The following is a 19,523-nucleotide window of genomic DNA, read 5'->3' on the forward strand; positions in this document are numbered from 1 at the left end:
ACATAACCACAGGACCGCGTAACTGCGAAGGCTGTTGCTCCAGCCCGCTCCAACAACAACCCTCTGTGATTATGGGTCCCCGCCTTCGCTGGGACGACAAGAGCTACGCCCGCCTTACGCGTGCCCCGCTTCGTTGGACAGCATGCCCGGATCGATGCCGATCTTGCGCAGCGCGCGCGTGTATTTTTCCTCGACGTCGTTGCCGAAAATCAGATCGGGATCGGCGTCGCAGTGCAGCCAGCCATTGTCCTGGATTTCGCTTTCGAGCTGGCCCGCCGCCCAGCCGGCATAACCCAGAGCCAGGATCGCATGCTTCGGCCCGGAGCCCTTGGCGATGGCCTTCAGGATATCGACGGTAGCGGTGAGGCAGATGTCGTGGTCGATCCGCAGCGTCGCATCCTGGATGAAGAAATCGCTCGAATGAAGCACAAAGCCGCGGCCGGTTTCGACCGGGCCGCCTTTGAGCACCTTCAAGGTCTCGGCAGTTTCAGGCAGCTTGATCTGATCCGTCTCTTTGATGATCTCGAGCTGCACCAAAAGGCCCGGAAAATCGATGCTACCCGCCGGACGGTTGACGATGATGCCCATCGCGCCTTCCGCCGAATGCGCACAGAGGTAAATCACCGAGCGCTCGAAGCGCGGATCGCCCATGACGGGCATCGCGATCAGCAACTGGCCGTCGAGATAACGATGGCGTCCGCTTTCGCCGGCGCCGCCAGCCACGTCGGGACGGACAGCTCTGGGCCGAAAGCCAGCTTTTTTGTCTTCAGATCCCATTCGCCAAAGACTCGCCTACATGATCTATCCTGATATCGGTGCCTCGCGCTGTCAATCAAGACTAGTGTGGCGGTTCGGAGGACACTGTTTATCGCCGATCTGTTGCCCTGCAATACGAGCAACGGCTCAGATCGATGAGCGATACGAGATTAAGGAGTTCGCCACTGCTCACGGCTTTCCAAAGCTCGCAAAAAAGTGTTGCTGAGGACTGATGCGAACTTGGGAGAGCGGGCACCTGGCCTTTATTTCAACTTGCATCACAGGCAATTCAATGGCTTGCAATCTCGCCTGGAGTTAAGGACGATTTATGATGGTTCCCGCCCCGCTCGAACGCGCACAGACATTCCGAGGGTCGCGATCGGCTTTATTTGCCTTGGCCGCATTGACGTCGTTGTCATCGATCGAGGCTCACGCCGAGGACGCTTCGCCGTGGCAGAAGGGACCGCACGCCGCCGTGCGGCTGCTCGCGGGATCGCACAGTGGACCGGTGCTGCTCGGCGGCATTGCGATCCAGCTCGACCCCGGCTGGAAAACTTACTGGCGCACCTCGGGCGATTCCGGTGTTCCGCCGCGTTTCGATTTTTCCAAATCGGATAATGTCGAGGCGGTGACCGTTCTGTGGCCGGCACCGATGAAATTCGACGACGGCGCCGGCGGCTTCTCGCTCGGCTATCACGATCAGGTGGTGCTGCCGTTACGGATTGTGGCGAAAAGCAACGACAAGCCGGTGACGCTTCGCGCCAATATCAACTACGCAGTGTGCGAGAAAATCTGCATCCCGGTCGAAGCCAGCGCCGAGCTTGCTTTTGCAAGTGTCGCCTCTACCGAGGACAGCGCCTTGTTCGCGGCGCTCGATACGGTTCCGAAGCCGGCATCGATCGGCGACCCCAACCCGCTGACCATCCGTGACGTCAAGCGCGACGGCAAGTCCACAGTTCTGGTCGATGTGGTTTCGCCCGACAACAAGGCGGTCAATCTGTTCGTCGAAGGTCCGACCCCGGACTGGGGGCTGCCGGTGCCGAAACTCAGGGAGCACGGACCCGCGGGCGTCAAACGCTTTGCCTTCGAACTCGAAGGCGTGCCGCCGGGAACCAATCCGGAAGGCGCGGCGCTCAAACTGACGCTGGTCGGCAGCGACCGCTCCTACGAGTTCAATATCAATCTCGAATAGGCGTCCAACCGAATCTTAACGAAGTGTTGATAGCGAAACCTGTGCCGCGACATTCGCGGCATGAGGATTTTCGCCTTGGCCGTCATGGACGCTCAATCCGCCACCACACAACCGCGAGGCGCCATCGCTCGCCTGCGATCGATGCTGGGCGCCGTGCTTGGCGGCTCCGGTGAGGCTTCGCTGACGCGGCGGCTGGCGGGGACGATCTTCATCATCCGCGTGCTGAGCGCCGCACTTGCCTATTTCTCGCAGGTTCTGCTCGCCCGCTGGATGGGTGGCTCCGACTACGGCATCTATGTCTACGTCTGGACCTGGGTGCTGCTGCTCGGCAGCATGATGGACTTCGGCATTTCCACTTCAGCCCAGAAGATCATTCCGGAATATCGCACCCGTGGCGAGCATGCGCTGCTACGCGGCTTTCTGGCCGGCAGCCGCTGGATGACATTTGCCGTTTCGTCTGTGGTCTCGTTGCTGCTTGCGGGGCTCGTCAAGCTGCTTTCGCGGTGGATCGGAGCGAACGAGATCGTTCCACTCTATATCGGCTGCCTCACGCTGCCTGCCTTCGTCGTCGCCAACACGCAGGACGGCATCGCGCGCTCGCACGACTGGATGCGGCTCGGCCTGATGCCGCAGTTCATTATTCGCCAGGCGCTGATCATCGGCGTCACCGCCGGAATGTTCGTGCTCGGCTTTCATCTCGGCGCAACCGCCGCCATGCTGGCGAGCGCCGCCGCGGTGTGGCTCGCGATGATCGGCCAGATGGTGGCGCTCAACCGTCGCCTTGACGGTCACGTCCCACCCGGCCCTAAGGCCTATGACGTCGGCTTCTGGCTTTCGATTTCGCTGCCGATCCTGATGGTCGAGGGCTTTTACCTGCTGTTGTCCTACACCGACGTGCTGGTGCTGCAGCAGTTCCGTTCGTCGGAAGAGGTCGGCGTGTACTTCGCGGTCGTGAAGACGCTGGCGCTGGTTTCCTTCATTCACTACGCGATGTCGGCAACGACTGCGCATCGCTTTGCCGAATATCATGCACTCGGCGATCGCGAGCGGCTCTCGGCCTATGTCGCGCACGCGATAAAATGGACGTTCTGGCCCTCGCTTGCGGCGACCATTCTGCTGCTGGCATTCGGCCAGCCGCTGCTTTGGCTGTTCGGGCCGAAATTCGTGACCGGCTACGACATCATGTTCGTGGCAGCGATCGGCCTTGTGGTGCGCGCGGCGGTCGGTCCGGTCGAGCGGCTGCTCAACATGCTCGGCCACCAGTACGCCTGCGCGCTGGCTTACGGCCTGTCGTTTGTGATGAATGTCGTGCTCTGCGTCGCGCTGGTGCCGCGCTACGGCGGCCATGGGGCTGCGGCCGCTACCTCGATCTCGCTTGTCTTCGAGACAGTGCTGTTGTTCTACATCGTGCGCCAGCGGCTCGGGCTGCACGTGCTCGCATTCGGGAAGCACAGCTAAAGCTGTCATTGCCGGGCTTAACCCGGCAATCCATCGAAAAAGCTCTTCATTGATGGATGGCCGGGTCAGCCATGACGAGCGAGATAGCGCGCCCTACTCCGCGGTCCAGCCGCCGTCGATCGAGAGATTGGCGCCAGTGATCTGCGCAGCATCGTCGCTGCACAAGAACAGCGCTAGCGCTCCGACCTGTTCGACGGTGACGAACTGCTTGGTCGGCTGCGCATCCAGAAGCACGTCGTTGATGACCTGTTCCTTGGTCATGTTGCGTGCCTTCATGGTGTCGGGGATCTGCTTCTCGACCAGCGGTGTCCAGACGTAGCCGGGGCTGATGCAGTTGCAGGTGATCTTGAAGGTCGCGACCTCGAGCGCCACGGTCTTGGTGAGACCGGCGATGCCGTGCTTGGCCGACACGTAGGCCGACTTGAAGGGCGAGGCCACCAGCGAATGCGCCGACGCCGTGTTGATGATGCGGCCCCAGCCGCGCTTCTTCATGCCGGGCACCGCGGCGCGAATGCCGTGAAACGCCGACGACAGGTTGATGGCGATGATGGAGTCCCATTTCTCGATCGGGAATTCCTCGATCGGGGAGACGAACTGGATGCCGGCATTGTTGACGAGGATATCGACCGAGCCGAAGGTGTTCTCGCCGAGCGCGATCATGTCGTGGATCTCGCCGGGCTTGGTCATGTCGGCCGGCGAATACGCCGCCTTCACCTTGTAGTCGGTCTCGATGGCGGAGCGTTCCTTTTCGATATCGGCCGGCGTGCCAAACCCGTTGATCACCACATTGGCGCCGGCGCTGGCGAATGCGCGGGCATAAGCGAGCCCGATCCCAGAGGTCGAACCGGTCACGACAGCCGTCTTGCCTTTCAGATTGGTCATTTCGCTTGCTCCTTTTTGGGGGGATTTTCGTCACCCGAGAGATCGTAGGTCACCATGGTCTCGCCGTTTTGCGGCCGCTCGAGCCAATCCTTGTGCTTCATTGAGCTGTGAACGTCGCGCACACCGGCTTCCCAATGCTCGACCATGGCGAGGTGGGAAAAGTCGTAATCCTTCGATGACGTCTCGTAGTTCTTGCTGCGGTAGATCAGGTGAACCACCGTGACGGTGTTCTCCCGCGTCGCCTCGCGCAAATAAATCGCGGAGGGATCGCTCCTGAGATCGTCGGGCAATTTTTCGATCAGGTCGCGCACCGCCTTGCGGGTGTTATGAAGCTCGCGATTCGTGTCGGTCGACATGCGGGTGCGGCTGGAAAAGCGGATATCCTTTTCGCGCTCGGCCGCCTCAAGCATGGAATGCGGCAACAGCCCGCGGGCAGAGAACAGATCGATCTGGAAAATCAGAAGGTCGTTGTTGGTCTCGGTATCCAGCACATAATCGAGCGGTGTGTTGGAGGCAATGCCGCCGTCCCAGTAGTGCTCGCCATCGACGACGACGGATGGAAAGCCCGGCGGCAACGCGCCGGACGCCATGATATGTTCCGGGCCAATTCGTTTGCCGAGCCGCTTGAACTCGATATTGTCGAAGTATCTGAGATTGCCCGAAGTCACGCCGACCGCGCCGACACTGAGCCGGCATTTCAGATCGTTGATGCGGTCGAAATCGACGAGCCGCTCCAGCGTCCTCTGCAACGGCGAGGTGTCGTAATAGCTTTGCGCTTCCGGACTTCCCTTCGGCCATAGCGGCGCCGGCGGGATTCGCGGCGTAAAGAAGCCTGGCGCGCCGAAGGTCGCAACCAGTGCCGCGCTGGTTTCGTTATAGAACGAGCGTTGCTGCTCGCTTTTCGTGATTGGAACCGGGACCCATGGTGCCGCGGAAGAGACCGTCTGCCAGAACTCCTTCAGCCGCTCGACGCGTTTTGCCGGCTCGTTGCCAGCAATGATGGCGGCATTGATGGAGCCGATCGAAATACCTGCGACCCAGTCCGGCTCGAAATCGAAGTGGCTGAGCGCCTGATAGGCGCCTGCCTGATAGGACCCGAGCGCACCGCCGCCCTGCAGGACGAGGACGCGCTGGGCCTTTGCGGGCGTCGTTGCCGGATTCATCATCGCCGTATAGCTCCGATTCCAAAGTTCGCAAGCTATCGCGGCGACCTCTGATGCGCCGGAACCGACCGCCGAACGCTAGAACTAGGACACCAGCTCGCAGTCGCGTCAATCGGCCTTCAGACCGGTTGGTATTGGTATGCCAACCTGTTCGCGTGGTTCGGTCGATGCGAGGATAAGCGTCCAGAACACCTTGTATTTTGTATTGGGAGCATAACTCGCGGCAATTCCCATTTTTGTGACACCGTTCTGAAGCATATTGGCCCGGTGCGGCGGCGAGTCCCGCCAGCCGGAAAATGCCTCGGCAAGCGTGTGGTAACCGGCTGACACATTTTCGACGGCGAGGGTCGAGGGGTATCCGGCCGCTTGCAGGCGTTTCGGCAGCGGCGCCTTCACGTCATGGTCGAGCTTGTTGCGGCTCGCCATCGCCTGCGACTGCCCCTCCGCGATCCGCATCAATTCAGGATCGATGACGACAGCGCCAACGCCGTTGTTCTTGCGGTAAAGCGAAATCATCGTCGCCGCGGCCTGGGCATCAAGCTTCGCGCCAGGTTCGGTCATGTTGAGATACATGGTCGGCTGCTCCACCGGAGCCTCCGACGCGCAGCCAGCAAGCACCAACAATCCGATCATCGCGACCCAAAGGCGCATGGTTCCCCCAACGTCAGGGGCCGGTTGTTGCATGCCAACCGTGGCTGAAAGGTGAACGGAGGGGCGTTTTTCCGGCAGGCGGGGTTGCGAGCCTAGGTCATCTCGGCGGTATGGATCCCGCATTCGGTCTTGGACCGGCCACGCCAGCGGCCGTCGCGCGCATCCTCGCCCGGCTCCGTCCGGCTGGTGCAGGGCATGCACCCGACCGAGCGGAAACCGGAAGCCACCAGCGGGTGCGGCGGCAGCTTCGCCTCGGCGAAGATCGCTTCAATGTCGGCGGGCGCGAGGTTGGCGAACGGGTTGAATTTCAGCCTGACGCCATCGGCCTCGACCACGTTGAGCGTGGCGCGCAGGCCGCCCTGAAAACGCTTGCGGCCGCTGACCCACCCATCGAACGGCGCAAGCGCGCGCCTCAGCGGTTCTACTTTACGAATCCGGCAGCACGCATCGGGATCGGAAAACCACAGCTCCTTGTCCGGGTCCTCGCGCTGCAATGTCTCTTCCGCTGGCTTGATCGAACGGACGTCACGCAGGCCCAGTTTTTCGATCAAAACATCGCGATAGGCGAGCGTCTCTTCAAACAGCCAACCGGTATCGAGAAAGATCACGGGAATCGCCGGATCGACATCGGCCGTGACCTTGAGCAGCGCGGCCGACTCCGTGCCGAAGGAGGACACTAGCGCAAGGCGCTCGCGGCCGACAACACGCAGGGCGCTCTCGATCACTTCAGCCGGAGTCGCATGGTGAAGCACCTCGTTGAGCGCCTCGGCTCTTTTTGCGGCCGCGGCCTCGTCGGGTATCTGCTCCGCAATATTTCTGACTGTTATTGTCACTGACCGGCGCTCTCCGAGTGGCGCTGCTGCATCCGCCGATGCAACGCCGTGAGCCTGCCATCGCCGGTCGGCTGGTAGAAGACCGAGTAACGCTTCGATGTGAGAGCAAAGGCCTCGACATCGCTTTGCTTCTTCGCCTCGAGCGCATCGAAGCCTGCGCGCAGCATGAACATGAACTGGTCGCGCAGCACCTGTCCGGTGGCGCGCAGTTCGCCTTCATAGCCATAGCGCTCGCGCAGCAGCCGCGCCTGGCTATAGGCGCGGCCGTCACGGAAGGTCGGAAACACCAGCGCAATCACCGCAAGCCGATCGAGATACGGCACCAGGTCGTCGACGTCGCGACTGTTCGGCCAGATCACCCCGAGCTTGCCGGCGCGCCCGAGCAGCGCTTCCGGGTCCTCGAGAAACCGCGCTGCCGAAAGCAGCACGGCGCCGTCGCCCGGCAGTTCAGCGCCATCGGCGACATGGACAAAGATATCGGTTGCGATTTTTCCGTTCTTAACGAGTGGCATAGACCCGCTCCTTGAAAGGTTCGACGCCGAGCCGCTTCACCGTATCGACGAACAGCTCGTCGGGACGCTCGCGCAGCGCGAGATAAGCTTCGACAATGTCCTCGACCACGTCGGCGACTTCGCCGTAGGGCACCGCAGGCCCGATCAGCAGGCCGAGTTCGGCATGCTCGTCGGCGCGGCCGCCGATCGTGATCTGGTAAAATTCCTCGCCGTTCTTTTCGACACCGAGAATGCCGATGTGGCCGACATGGTGATGGCCGCAGGCGTTGATGCAGCCGGAGATGTTGATGTGCAGGCGGCCGATCAGCTCGGCCGTATCCGGATTGGCAAAGCGGCGGGTCAGTTCCTGCGCGATCGGAATCGACCGCGCATTGGCGAGCGAACAGTAGTCGAGCCCCGGACAAGCGATGATGTCGGAGACGAGATTGACGTTCGGCGTCGCGAGCCCGATCTTGTCGAGCGCCTTCCACAAAGCCGGCAAATCGCGCTTGGCGACGTGAGGCAGCGCCAGGTTCTGCTCGTGGCCGACGCGGATTTCGCCGAAGGAATATTTGTCAGCGAGATCAGCCAGCGCATCCATCTGCTCGGCCGTGGCATCGCCGGGAGGAGCTCCAACCGGCTTGAGCGAGATCGTGACGATCGAATAGCCCTGCACCGTGTGCGTGAACACCGAATTGCGCCGCCAGCGCTCGAACAGCGGATCGGCGGCGGCCTTCTTCAGTTCGTCCGGCACATGCGGCAGCTTCTCGTAAGCCGGATAGGTGAAGCGGGAACGGATTTCCTCGATGACGCCATCGTCCAGCGTCAGCGCCGTCTCGCCCATCGCGCGCCATTCCTGCTCGACCTCGGCGGCGAATTTCTCGATGCCGAGCTCATGCACCAGGATCTTGATGCGCGCCTTGTAGATGTTGTCGCGGCGGCCGTACTGATTGTAGACGCGCAGGATCGCCTCGACATAGCTGAGGAGGTCGCGACCGTGGACGAACGGCTTGATCGTTTTGGCGATGAACGGCGTGCGACCGAGGCCACCGCCCACCAGCACCTCAAATCCGATCTCGCCTTGCGCGTTGCGGTGCAGGCGCAGCCCGATGTCGTGGATCTTGATCGCGGCGCGGTCGTGCGCCGAAGCCGTGATCGCGAACTTGAACTTGCGCGGCAGGAAGGAGAACTCCGGATGCAGCGTCGTATATTGCCGCAGCAATTCGGACCAGATGCGGGGATCCTCGACCTCGCCCGGAGCCACACCCGCCCACTGATCGGACGTGACGTTTCGGGTGTTGTTGCCCGAGGTCTGCATCGAGTGGATGCCCACTTCCGCAAGGTCCGCGAGCGCATCCGGCAGTTCGGCGAGCTTGATCCAGTTGTACTGGATATTCTGGCGCGTGGTGAAATGGCCGTAACCGCGGTCGTATTTGCGCGCGACATGTGCAAGCCGCCGCAACTGGGCCGAGGACAGCGTGCCGTAGGGGATCGCGACGCGGAACATATAGGCGTGCAGTTGCAGATAGACGCCGTTCTGCAAGCGCAGCATCTTGAATTCGTCTTCGGTGAGCTCGCCGGAGAGGCGGCGCTTCACCTGATCGCGAAACTCCTCAACGCGTTCGTTGAGCAGCGTTCGGTCGAGTTCGTCATACGCGTACATGAACGGGCGCCCTATGCGGAAACCGGAAGGAGATCGATGGTCACGCCGCTCTGGCGGATATGTTCGCGCAGGTTTCCGGGCTTGACCGGCTCGCCATCCCTAAGCGCGACGGGCGCGATATAGGATCCGACCGCGCCGACGTCGTCGGCGACGGCCTCGGCGAGCAACGCGCGCGCCTCGTCGGCATTGCGCACGATCGCGGCGTCGGTGAGGTCCGTCGACCAGCCCTTGCTACGGTTGCGGTAGATCACCGCGCCATCAGCGGTGCGGTTGGCGGTGACGATCGAAGGTCCGGTGATCCGGATTTTTTGTTCAAGCGGAGATGTCATTCGGCGGCGACCTGAAAAAGTGATGCGAGTTGGGAGAGTTCTTTGCGGCGTGCAGGCGCGGCATGCGCGACCACATCGCCGATGATGAGAATGGCGGGACCGCCGGCGATCTTTTCGACGAGATCGGGCAGTTCAGCAAGTGTCCCGATCGCAGCTGCCGCGTCGTCGCGCGTGGCGCGTGCAAAAACGCCGACCGGAGTTTTTGGTGACCGGCCGGCCGCGAGCAGGCCCGCACGCACCGAAGGCGCTGCGGTCATGCCCATATAGACCACGATCGTCATCTCGACGTCGGTCAGGGTCGACCAGTCGACCGTCTCGGCGTCCTTGGCCTTGTGCGCGGTCAGGAAGGTGACGCGCAGCGCCTCGCGGCGGAAGGTGAGCGGCACTTCGAATTGCGCGGCGGCGCCAAGACCGGCGGTGATTCCCGGAATAACCGAATAGACGACGTTCGCCTGGCGCAGCGCTTCGACTTCCTCGCCGCCGCGGCCAAAGATGAAGGGATCGCCGCCCTTCAGCCGCACGGCGCGCTTGCCGGCGCGCGCGGCTTCGATCAACAGCCGGTTGACGGCATCCTGGCCGATGCCGGGCTTGCCGACGCGGCGGCCGACTGGAATGCGCTCCGCATCACGGCGCGCACGGTCGAGAATGTCGGGATTGACCAGTTCGTCGTAGAAAATCGCGTCGGCGTCCTGCAATGCGCGCAGCGCTTTCACCGTGAGCAGATCGGGATCGCCCGGACCGGCGCCGACCAGCGTCACGCTGCCTTGCGCCTCCCCCGATGCGAGACGGCCTGCAAACGCGGAGGCATCGCCGATCGTCTTGAGCGCGCTCTCGGCCTCGTCACGGCGTCCGGCCAGCACCAGCGCGCCGATCGGACCATCGACCACACGCTCCCAGAAGCGGCGGCGCAACGCGAATTCCGGGATCAGGTTGTGGACCTGCTTGCGCCAGCGGCCGATGAAGCTTGCCAGTTCGCCGATGCGCTCCGGCAGCAATGCTTCGATGCGCTCGCGCACGCGCCGCGCCACCACGGGCGAGGTGCCACCGGTGCCGACCGCGACCACGACATCGCCGCGATCGACGATGGCCGGAAAAATGAAAGTGGAATGTTCGAGGTCGTCCATCACATTGACGGGCAGACCCAGCGCCTTGGCACGCGACGACATCGCCGTGCCAATTTCACCAGCGCCCGCACACACGATTGCGACCACGCCGTTCAGGTCGGCAACAAGCGGATCGCCGCTCGCGAATTCGATCCGCGCCGCGTCGACGTCGACGCCGGCAAGATCATCATTGCCGTCGGTCGCAAACCACCGAACCCGAGCGCCGGCGGAGACGAGCAAACGCAGTTTGGCGCGGACGAGGTCGCCCTCACCCACGAGCAGGACTACGCCGCTTTGCACATCGAGGAATACCGGCAGAAATCGCATGCTGTGCCCGTTACCGGAACATCCGGGTTGACTGGAATTATTTTCTATATATGTGTCGTCTACCGCCCGCAAAGAGAAGATTTTTTCTTCTCTTGAGCAACGCCACTATAGAATTTTCACTTCGCAAGGCCAAGGGTTCGTAGATGCATCTTCTCGAAGACAGTTGCGCGCAAGACCGGGTGCACCGCGACCTTCCGGCCGGCGCCCTTTCTCACACGCAAACTCTCACGCAAAATTCAAGCCAGACGGCGCGCCAAATTCCCTCCGAAGCGCCCTCCATGGATCACCTCGACGCGCTCGAGGCCCAGAGCATCTACATCCTTCGTGAGGCTTTTGCGCGGCTGAAGAAGCTCGCGCTGCTGTGGTCGCTCGGCAAAGATTCCAACGTGATGATCTGGCTCGCGCGCAAGGCGTTCTTCGGCCGCGTGCCGTTTCCCGCCCTGCATGTCGATACCGGCAAGAAATTTCCGGAGATGTACGCCTTTCGCGACACCTATGGGAAGGAATGGGGACTCGATCTCAAAATCGAGCCTTGCCCGCCGATCGACGCAGTCGATCCCACGCTGCCGCCGGCGGCGCGTTCGGCTGCGCGCAAGACCGAAGGCCTCAAGCTCGCGCTCACCAAATACGGCTTCGACGGTTTGATCGCCGGCATTCGCCGCGACGAAGAAGCGACGCGCGCCAAGGAGCGGGTGTTCTCGCCCCGCGGCACCGAAGGCGGATGGGACGTGCGCGACCAGCCGCCGGAATTCTGGGATCAGTTCAACGCCTCGCCGCCGCCGGGCGCGCATTTGCGCATCCATCCCATTCTGCATTGGACCGAGGCCGATATCTGGGCCTACACCCAGCGCGAAAACATTCCGATCATTCCGCTCTATCTCGCCAAGGGCGGCAAGCGTTATCGCTCGCTCGGCGATGCCGACATCACCTTTCCCGTGGCTTCGACGGCTTCGAACATCGAGGAAATCCTGATCGAACTCGAACGTACCAAGGTGCCGGAACGCGCCGGCCGCTCGCTCGACCACGAGACCGAGGATGCCTTCGAGCGTCTGCGTGTCGCCGGCTATCTCTGAGAAAAAAGCACTGCGTTGAGCACCGCCATGAACATGACCGTCCCCGCCAAGTTGTCGACAACGCCGAACGGCACCACCCGCGCGCAGGTGCGCATCGTCATCGTCGGCCATGTCGATCATGGCAAGTCGACGCTGGTCGGCCGGCTGCTGCACGAAACCGGCAGCCTGCCCGAAGGCAAGCTCGAAATGCTGAAGGCGGTCAGCGCGCGGCGCGGCATGCCGTTCGAATGGTCCTTCCTGCTCGATGCGCTGCAGACCGAGCGCGACCAGGGCATCACGATCGACACCACGCAAATCCGCTTCCGCACCCGCTCGCGTGACGTCGTGCTGATCGACGCCCCCGGCCACGCCGAATTCCTCCGCAACATGATCACCGGCGCCTCGCAGGCCGACGGCGCGGTCCTGATCATCGATGCGCTGGAGGGCGTGCGCGACCAGACCCGGCGCCACGGCTATCTGCTGCATCTTCTCGGCGTCAAACAGGTCGCGGTCGTCGTCAACAAGATGGACCGCGTCGATTTCAGCGAGGCGAGATTTGCCGAAATCCGCGAGGAGATTTCCGCGCATCTGACCGGCCTTGGCGTCACGCCGCTTGCCGTCATTCCGATCTCGGCGCGCGACGGCGACGGTGTCGCCGGCCTGTCGCCGCGGATCCGCTGGTACAGCGGACCGAGTGTGGTCGATGCGCTCGATGCGCTTGTCCCCGCGCAACCGGCTGAACAGCTCGCGCTGCGGCTGCCGGTGCAGGCGATCTACAAGTTCGACGACCGCCGCATCGTTGCGGGGCGGATCGAATCGGGGCGGCTTTCGAGCGGCGACGAGATCGTCATCATGCCGGCAGGCAAGATCGCGAAGATCAGGAGCGTCGAGAGCTGGCCGGTGACGCCGCTCAAGGGTGCTCAGACCGCCGGCCGCTCGGTCGGCATCACGCTCGACCGCGAGCTGTTCATCGAGCGCGGCGACATCATCGCGCACGCCGGATCGGCGCCGCGCGACACCCGGCGGATCCATGCACGTATTTTCTGGCTGCACGACAAGCCGCTCAGCAAGGGCGACCAGATCCTGGTGCGGCTTGGCACGCGCGAGAGCCGCGCCAGCGTCGTGGCAATCGACAAGGCGGTCGATCCTGGCGAGCTGTCGAGCGTCGAGAATGCCGCGATCGCGCGCAACCATGTCGGCGAGATCGATATCGCGCTGGCGCAACCGATCGCCGCCGACGCCTATGCCGATAATCCCCGGACCGGGCGTCTCGTCATCGAAGTCAATGGCCGCATCGCCGGCGGCGGGCTGGTGCTGTCGGTCGACGCCGGACGACGCGCGGTGCCGGTCGATATCGTGCCTGTGGAATCTGCGCTGCGGCCGGATGAACGCTCGGCCCGCTATCGCCATCACGGCGCGGTGGTCTGGCTGACGGGATTGCCGGCCTCCGGAAAATCGACGCTGGCGCGCGCGCTGGAGCGGCGCCTGTTCGACCGCGGGGGCTCGCCGGTCCTGCTGGACGGCGACACCTTGCGCGCCGGTCTCAACCGCGACCTCGGTTTCACGCCTGCCGACCGCAGCGAGAACATCCGAAGGCTCGCGGAAGTCGCGACGCATCTGGCGAAAAACGGACACATCGCCATCGTGGCCGCAGTCTCGCCGTCGCGCGACGACCGCGCCATCGCACGCCAGATCGCCGACACCGCATTTCGCGAAATCCATGTCGCAACATCGGCCGAAATCTGCGAGAGCCGCGATCCCAAGGGCCATTATGCGAAGGCGCGAGCCGGCGGTCTGCCAGCATTCACCGGCATTTCCAACGACTATGAGCCACCGGTCAATTCTGAGCTTGTCATCGACACGGCGGCACAATCCGTCGCGGAAGCTGCCGAGACGATTGAACGCATGCTGCTGACAACAGGCGTTCTGTTCGATGAAGTGATTGATCTCGCAGCCAATATTTGACTCGACCAACACAAACATTTGACTCAATTGACAAAAGCATAATCGGCTTCTGAAGGGCTTTTCTTGGGGCCGGATTTAGCGCTAAAAGGCGCTCGAACTTCGCGCCTTTTCGCGCGTTTTTTTTGCTCCGAAAATTCATGAAAATGGCCGCGCCCACCGGCGCGGTCTCTTGCGAGAAAAATCCACCATGAACCGTATCGACGCCCACGGCCTGAAGGTTGCGCCCGTCCTGTTTGACTTCATCGCCAAGGAGGCCGCCCCGAAAAGTGGGATCGCGCCCGACGCATTCTGGGCCGGACTTGCCGCGATCGTACGCGATCTGGCGCCGAAAAATCGCGAGTTGCTCGCGGTCCGCGACCAGTTGCAGGCGAAGATCGACGACTGGCATCGCGCCTACAAGGGCAAGCCGCTCGACCTTAACGCCTATACGGCGTTCCTGAAAGAGATCGGCTATCTTCTGCCGGAGCCCGCGACGCATCAGGTCGAGACCGCCAATGTCGATGAAGAGATCGGCAAGATTTGCGGGCCTCAGCTCGTGGTGCCGCTGACCAATGCGCGCTACGCGCTCAACGCCGCCAACGCGCGCTGGGGCAGCCTGTATGACGCGTTTTACGGCACCGATGCGATCCCGCACGATCCGAGCGAGAAGGGCGTCAAGGGTTTCAATAAGGCACGCGGCGACAAGGTGGTGGCGAAAGCGAAGGCATTCCTTGATTCCGCCGTCCCGCTCGCGACCGGCAGCCACGCCGACGTCGTCGGCTATGCCGTCACGGGTGGCAAGCTCGCGGTCAAGCTGAAGAACGGCAGTGCCACGGCGTTGAAGTCCGCCGATCAGTTCGGGGGCTTTCGCGGCGATGCCGCCGCGCCATCGGCCATCCTTCTGGTCAACAACGGCCTGCATATCGAAATCGAGATCGATCGCAGCCACATGATCGGCAAGGACGATCCGGCCGGCGTTGCCGACGTGATCATGGAAGCCGCCGTCAGCACCATCCTTGACATGGAAGACAGCGTCGCGACCGTCGACGCCGAAGACAAGGTGCTGGTCTATCGCAACACGCTCGGACTGATGAACGGCACGCTCTCGGCCGAATTCGAAAAAGGCGGCAAGACGCTGACGCGCGCGCTCAACGAGGATCGCGTCTACAGCAAGCCGGCGGGCGGGGAGCTGAAGCTCCACGGACGCAGCCTCCTGCTGATCCGCAATGTCGGCCATCACATGTTCACCGATGCGGTGCTGGATTCCGCCGGCGAAGAAATCCCGGAAGGCATGCTGGATGCCGCCGTCTCCGGTCTGCTCGCGATCCACGATCTCAAGGGCACCACCAGGCTGCACAACAGCCGCACCGGCTCGGTCTATATCGTCAAGCCGAAGATGCACGGCCCCGACGAAGTGGCGCTGACCTGCGAGCTGTTCGCACGCGTCGAGAAGATGCTGGGCTTGCCTGAAAACACGCTGAAGGTCGGCATCATGGACGAGGAGCGCCGCACCACGGTGAACCTGAAGGCCTGCATCCAGCAGGCGTCAAAGCGCATCGTCTTCATCAACACCGGCTTCCTCGACCGCACCGGCGACGAGATCCATACCTCGATGGAAGCGGGCCCGATGATCCGCAAGAACGAGATGAAGGCGCAGCCCTGGATCAAGGCCTATGAAGACTGGAACGTCGACACCGGACTGACTGACGGCCTGCCCGGCCATGCCCAGATCGGCAAGGGCATGTGGGCCGCGCCCGACATGATGGCGGAGATGCTCAAGCAAAAGATCGCGCATGTGCAGGCCGGCGCCACCACGGCGTGGGTACCTTCGCCGACCGCGGCGACGCTGCATGCTTTGCACTATCACCAGGTCAACGTGCTGGCGCGCCAGCAGGAGCTCGCCAAGGGCGGCCCGCGCGGCAAGCTGTCCGACATTCTCACCATCCCCGTGTCCAAATCGAACTGGGCGCCGGACGATGTGCGGCAGGAGATCGACAACAACTGCCAGGGCATTCTCGGCTATGTCGTACGCTGGATCGATCAAGGCGTCGGCTGTTCGAAGGTGCCGGACATTCACGATGTCGGCTTGATGGAAGACCGCGCTACCTTGCGCATCTCGAGCCAGCATCTGGCGAACTGGCTGCATCAAGGCGTCATCACCAAAGAACAGGTGACGGATTCGCTGAGGCGCATGGCGGTGGTGGTCGACGGCCAGAACAAGGGCGATGCGCTGTACAAGCCGATGGCGCCAAAGTTCGACGGCGTCGCCTTCAGGGCAGCGTGCGATCTCGTCTTCAAGGGACGCGAGCAGCCGAACGGTTACACCGAGTACATCCTCACCGCGCGCCGCCGCGAAGCCAAGGCTGCGTGCTAAGGCGGTGGCTAACGCGGCAGGTTAACGCACCGGGGCCGCCTGCCGGAACGTTCGGCAATTGCGACCGTTACATCGTCTTCTTCTCAACATGGGAGACGACGATGGATTGGAACCAGGTCCAGGGTAACTGGAAGCAGCTCAGGGGGAAGGCAAAAGAGAAATGGGGCAAGCTCACCGATGACGACCTCAACGTCATCGAAGGCCGCCGCGAGCAGCTCGAAGGCAAGCTGCAGCAGCGCTACGGCTTTGCCAAGGATCAGATCCACAAGGACGTGGACGACTGGTTCAGGACGCTCAAATAGGCTCTCCCCCATCCCGCGCTGAATTTTTCCAGCTCGAAGCGTCGACAAAAAAGTCCCGGCACCCGCCGGGGCTTTTTTCATTTGGTTTGTCGTTACGGGCTTTGCGAAAACGCAAGCCTAGAACACCGCGATATATTTGAGCAGCGACAAGACGCCGAGAATGATGACGATGACGCGCACGATCTGTTTGGCGCGACCATCAAGCGGCAGCAGATTGACGAGGTACAAAATCAGAATGACGACCAGAAAGGTCACAAGCGCACTGATGAGCATGGAAGTTCCCCCAATTGACGCGAGAAGAAAGCAGTAGCACCGACGTTAACGCGCGAGCCGTTTTGCCGGTTCCGCATTCCGGAACACCGTACGAATATACCAATAAAATCAACACACCGGCATCCATAACGGCAGCGCCGCTGTCTAAAAATTTACCCTTTTTTGGCTATGTGGGCAGGCTTGCTTTGGGGGAAGCCTATGCTCGATCGTTTCACCGTGTCTTCGCTGATCAAATCGGTGATCGCGCTGGCGGCCATCTGCACGACGGCTCTGCTGGGGGTCAGCGCCTGGAGCTCATGGCAGCGGCTCGCCACAACCGGCCGGATCCTGGTGGTGACCGATGCCTCGTCGAACCTCTTCAAGGCAATGCACAACCTGCGCAGCGGCCGGTCGACCACGCTCCGCAACCTGAACGAAGACGCGCCGCTGTCGCACGACATGCAGGTTTACCTCGGCGCCACCCGCGAAGCCCAGCTTCCGGCGATGCGCGCAGCAGCCTCTACGCTCGAGGGTTTCGAATTCCCTGACCACCAGACGTTGATGCCGGAGCTGAACCGGCTGATCCAGGGATTTACCGCCCTCGACGCCGAATCCTGGGACGCGCTGAACAAGCCGAAATCGCAGCGCCGGCCGGCGCTCGCCAAGGAATTCAACGATAACACCAACGCGTTGCTTGGAGCGCTCGACAAGGTCTCCAACAAGATTGCGGAAGCGGTCGATCACGACGATCCGATCGTTCATCAGATGCTGACGATCAAGCAGCTCGCCTGGTTAATGCGCAATACCGCCGGCGAGGCATCGCTGCTAATCTCGAACGGGCTGAGCTTCGGCAAGATTGCCCCGGATTTCCGGCAAAACTTCACCAAGCTCGACGGCGGCATCGAAGCCGCGTGGGCCGCGCTGAAGATCGTTGCCGCGGGCGATGGGCTTCCGGCGGATCTCAAGGCGGCCATGGCCGAGGCGCAAACAGCCTATTTCGAGAAGGAATTCACTGGCACGCGGGATAGCCTGGTGGAGGCGCTCGCCACCGGCGAGAAGCCGAAAATGAAGGGGAATGAATGGAGTCCGTTCTCGGTCAAGCATATGACGAGCGCGGTCGTGGTCGCCGAGCGGGCACTCGAGGCGGCCAAGAACTACGCCGCGGCTCAGCATAGCCAGGCCCAACGATCGCTGTTCCTGCAACTGGCGCTGTTGTGCCTGGCGTTGGGGTTGACCTTCGCAACCGTGATCGCCGTGACGCGCCGCGTCATCCATCCCCTGCACACCATGCGCGATGCCATGCTGAAGGTGGCATCCGGCGATCTGGCGGTCGAGACCGGATACGCGCAGCGCCGCGACGAGATCGGCGCGCTGGCGAATGCGCTCGAGACCTTCAAGCAGCAGGCCATGGACAAGCTCTGGATCGAGGAACAGGAGCGCGAGCGCAATGCCGGTGCGGCGGCGCGCCAGAAGGCGATCGAAGGTTATGTCGGCGACTTCGAGAGCCAGGTTCGCCGGAGCCTCGACCAGTTGAATAACGCCTCCAACGAAATGCGGGGAACGTCCGCGGATCTGTCGGAGGTCTCGAACCAGACCAATTCGCGGGTCAAGGTCGCCGAAAAGGCTTCCAGCGACGCCTCCGTGAGCGTCGAAAGCGTGGCCTCGGCCTCGCAGGAATTGAGCGCGTCGATCGACGATATCAGCCGGCAGGCTTCGCACGCCGCCGGCATCGCCCGCCGCGCGGTCGACCGGGCCCAGGAAACCGACAACACCGTGCAGGGGCTGGCCAAGACCGCCGCCGGAATCGGCGAGGTGGTCGGCCTGATCAATTCCATTGCCGCCCAGACTAACCTGCTGGCGCTGAATGCGACCATCGAAGCCGCACGCGCCGGCGAAGCTGGCCGCGGCTTTGCCGTGGTGGCGTCGGAGGTGAAATCGCTGGCGAGCCAGACCGCGAAGGCAACCGACGAGATTTCCGAGCAGATCACCGACATTCAGAAGGTTGCCACCGAGGCCATCGAAGCCATCAAGGGCATCGGCGGCATCATCGGCGAGGTCAACGAAGTCGCAACCGCAATCGCGGCCGCGGTCGAGGAGCAAGGCGCGGCGACGCAGGAAATCTCGCGCAATACGCAATATGCCGCGCAAGGCACCCGAAACGTTGCCGAGAACATTGCCGGCGTCAAAACCGACGCGGATGCGGCTTCGACCGCCGCCCAGAACGTCAAGCATGCGTCGGAGACGCTGGAGACGCAGAGCCTTCAGCTCAGCAACCAGGTCACCGAGTTCCTCACGAAAATCCGCGCGGCCTGATCGGTGCGCCGCTACTGCTTCGCCACCACCGGCACGCGCCGGTAATGCGACGTGATCGATTGCGGCGCAGGTGAGAAGTTGAGCGAAGCGCCGCGCCGATCGGCGCCGCGCCCGGCCACCATCAGCCCGTCGGGACCTGCGACGATGTCGCCCCTGCGCAAAGTCGGGTCGTTCTCGATTTTCACCGCGGCAAGTCCGACCGTATCCCTGCCGTTGCAGGTACACCCCGAGACCAGCTCATCGCGGTAACGAAACGCGTTTGGCAGTTCGGAATAAGGCTTGCCGTCTTCGGCGACGGCGTCATCGATATTGCCGCCATAAACCACTTTGGTCTCGGCTGCGGGGCAAAAGCTGTTGCACGACGCCGCGCGGCTTTGATTGCCCGAGCTTGAGATCGGGAAGTAGCGCCCGTCGCAGGTGCGCACGCAATAGGCTTGC

Annotated in this window: 18 protein-coding genes; 7 read left to right on the forward strand and 11 right to left on the reverse strand. The window is 62.5% G+C overall.

The window, feature by feature from the left end:
• Nucleotides 1-114: 114 nt before the first annotated feature.
• Nucleotides 115-777, reverse strand: a complete 663-nt coding sequence (locus VFB05_RS27440; protein ID WP_325018336.1) for a YqgE/AlgH family protein — start codon at nt 775-777, stop codon at nt 115-117.
• Between the two features lie 373 nt (nt 778-1,150).
• Here VFB05_RS27440 and VFB05_RS27445 point away from each other — a divergent pair, with 373 nt between their 5' ends.
• Nucleotides 1,151-1,948 (forward strand): protein-disulfide reductase DsbD domain-containing protein, encoded by a 798-nt coding sequence (locus VFB05_RS27445; protein ID WP_325018338.1) that lies wholly within the window; start codon nt 1,151-1,153, stop codon nt 1,946-1,948.
• Between the two features lie 75 nt (nt 1,949-2,023).
• Entirely contained in the window at nt 2,024-3,406 is a 1,383-nt protein-coding gene (locus tag VFB05_RS27450) for a lipopolysaccharide biosynthesis protein (RefSeq protein WP_325018341.1), read from the forward strand.
• Between the two features lie 93 nt (nt 3,407-3,499).
• On the opposite strand, the gene VFB05_RS27455 is transcribed toward VFB05_RS27450, so the two are convergent.
• From VFB05_RS27455 to cysG, 8 genes are all read right to left on the reverse strand, one after another.
• Entirely contained in the window at nt 3,500-4,288 is a 789-nt protein-coding gene (locus tag VFB05_RS27455) for a 3-hydroxybutyrate dehydrogenase (protein ID WP_325018343.1), read from the reverse strand.
• Complete coding sequence (locus VFB05_RS27460) at nt 4,285-5,454, reverse strand: patatin-like phospholipase family protein (RefSeq protein ID WP_325018346.1); 1,170 nt, start codon at nt 5,452-5,454, stop codon at nt 4,285-4,287. The genes VFB05_RS27455 and VFB05_RS27460 overlap by 4 nt, the downstream gene beginning before the upstream one ends.
• 105 nt (nt 5,455-5,559) lie before the next feature.
• Nucleotides 5,560-6,102: a CAP domain-containing protein gene (locus VFB05_RS27465; RefSeq protein WP_325018348.1), complete on the reverse strand. Its 543-nt coding sequence runs from the start codon at nt 6,100-6,102 to the stop codon at nt 5,560-5,562.
• A gap of 92 nt (nt 6,103-6,194) precedes the next feature.
• Nucleotides 6,195-6,929: a phosphoadenylyl-sulfate reductase gene (locus VFB05_RS27470; protein WP_414643328.1), complete on the reverse strand. Its 735-nt coding sequence runs from the start codon at nt 6,927-6,929 to the stop codon at nt 6,195-6,197.
• A gap of 2 nt (nt 6,930-6,931) precedes the next feature.
• Nucleotides 6,932-7,447, reverse strand: coding sequence for a DUF934 domain-containing protein (locus VFB05_RS27475; protein ID WP_325018351.1), 516 nt, complete (start codon nt 7,445-7,447; stop codon nt 6,932-6,934).
• On the reverse strand, nt 7,434-9,089 hold the full coding sequence (locus VFB05_RS27480) for a nitrite/sulfite reductase (RefSeq protein ID WP_325018353.1): 1,656 nt from the start codon (nt 9,087-9,089) through the stop codon (nt 7,434-7,436). The genes VFB05_RS27475 and VFB05_RS27480 overlap by 14 nt, the downstream gene beginning before the upstream one ends.
• A gap of 11 nt (nt 9,090-9,100) precedes the next feature.
• On the reverse strand, nt 9,101-9,418 hold the full coding sequence (locus tag VFB05_RS27485; RefSeq protein ID WP_325018355.1) for a DUF2849 domain-containing protein: 318 nt from the start codon (nt 9,416-9,418) through the stop codon (nt 9,101-9,103).
• Nucleotides 9,415-10,848 carry a siroheme synthase CysG gene (gene cysG, locus VFB05_RS27490; RefSeq protein ID WP_325018357.1) on the reverse strand — a complete coding sequence of 478 codons (1,434 nt, stop codon included), beginning with the start codon at nt 10,846-10,848 and terminating at the stop codon, nt 9,415-9,417. Before cysG ends, VFB05_RS27485 begins: the two co-directional genes overlap by 4 nt.
• Nucleotides 10,849-11,126: 278 nt before the next feature.
• On the opposite strand from cysG, the gene cysD reads away from it, so the two are divergent.
• From cysD to VFB05_RS27510, 4 genes are all read left to right on the forward strand, one after another.
• Nucleotides 11,127-11,921, forward strand: a complete 795-nt coding sequence (gene cysD / locus VFB05_RS27495; protein ID WP_325018359.1) for a sulfate adenylyltransferase subunit CysD — start codon at nt 11,127-11,129, stop codon at nt 11,919-11,921.
• Nucleotides 11,922-11,948: 27 nt separating this feature from the next.
• Nucleotides 11,949-13,865, forward strand: coding sequence for an adenylyl-sulfate kinase (cysC, locus tag VFB05_RS27500; RefSeq protein WP_325018361.1), 1,917 nt, complete (start codon nt 11,949-11,951; stop codon nt 13,863-13,865).
• A 187-nt stretch (nt 13,866-14,052) separates the two neighbouring features.
• Nucleotides 14,053-16,218 carry a malate synthase G gene (locus VFB05_RS27505; RefSeq protein ID WP_325018363.1) on the forward strand — a complete coding sequence of 722 codons (2,166 nt, stop codon included), beginning with the start codon at nt 14,053-14,055 and terminating at the stop codon, nt 16,216-16,218.
• A 101-nt stretch (nt 16,219-16,319) separates the two neighbouring features.
• Nucleotides 16,320-16,520 (forward strand): CsbD family protein, encoded by a 201-nt coding sequence (locus VFB05_RS27510; protein WP_325018364.1) that lies wholly within the window; start codon nt 16,320-16,322, stop codon nt 16,518-16,520.
• 117 nt (nt 16,521-16,637) lie between these two features.
• Here VFB05_RS27510 and VFB05_RS27515 read toward each other — a convergent pair whose 3' ends face one another.
• Nucleotides 16,638-16,793 (reverse strand): Thivi_2564 family membrane protein, encoded by a 156-nt coding sequence (locus VFB05_RS27515; RefSeq protein ID WP_325018366.1) that lies wholly within the window; start codon nt 16,791-16,793, stop codon nt 16,638-16,640.
• 198 nt (nt 16,794-16,991) lie between these two features.
• Here VFB05_RS27515 and VFB05_RS27520 point away from each other — a divergent pair, with 198 nt between their 5' ends.
• The gene (locus tag VFB05_RS27520; RefSeq protein WP_325018368.1) at nt 16,992-19,085 is read left to right on the forward strand and encodes a methyl-accepting chemotaxis protein; all 2,094 of its coding nucleotides are present in this window, start codon (nt 16,992-16,994) and stop codon (nt 19,083-19,085) included.
• Between the two features lie 11 nt (nt 19,086-19,096).
• Here the strand turns inward: VFB05_RS27520 and VFB05_RS27525 are convergent.
• A partial coding sequence (locus VFB05_RS27525) for a DUF2865 domain-containing protein (protein ID WP_325018369.1) occupies nt 19,097-19,523 on the reverse strand: 427 nt, incomplete at its 5' end.

The organism is Bradyrhizobium sp. (genome assembly GCF_035652035.1).
In the GTDB taxonomy this organism is placed as follows: Bacteria; Pseudomonadota; Alphaproteobacteria; order Rhizobiales; family Xanthobacteraceae; genus Bradyrhizobium.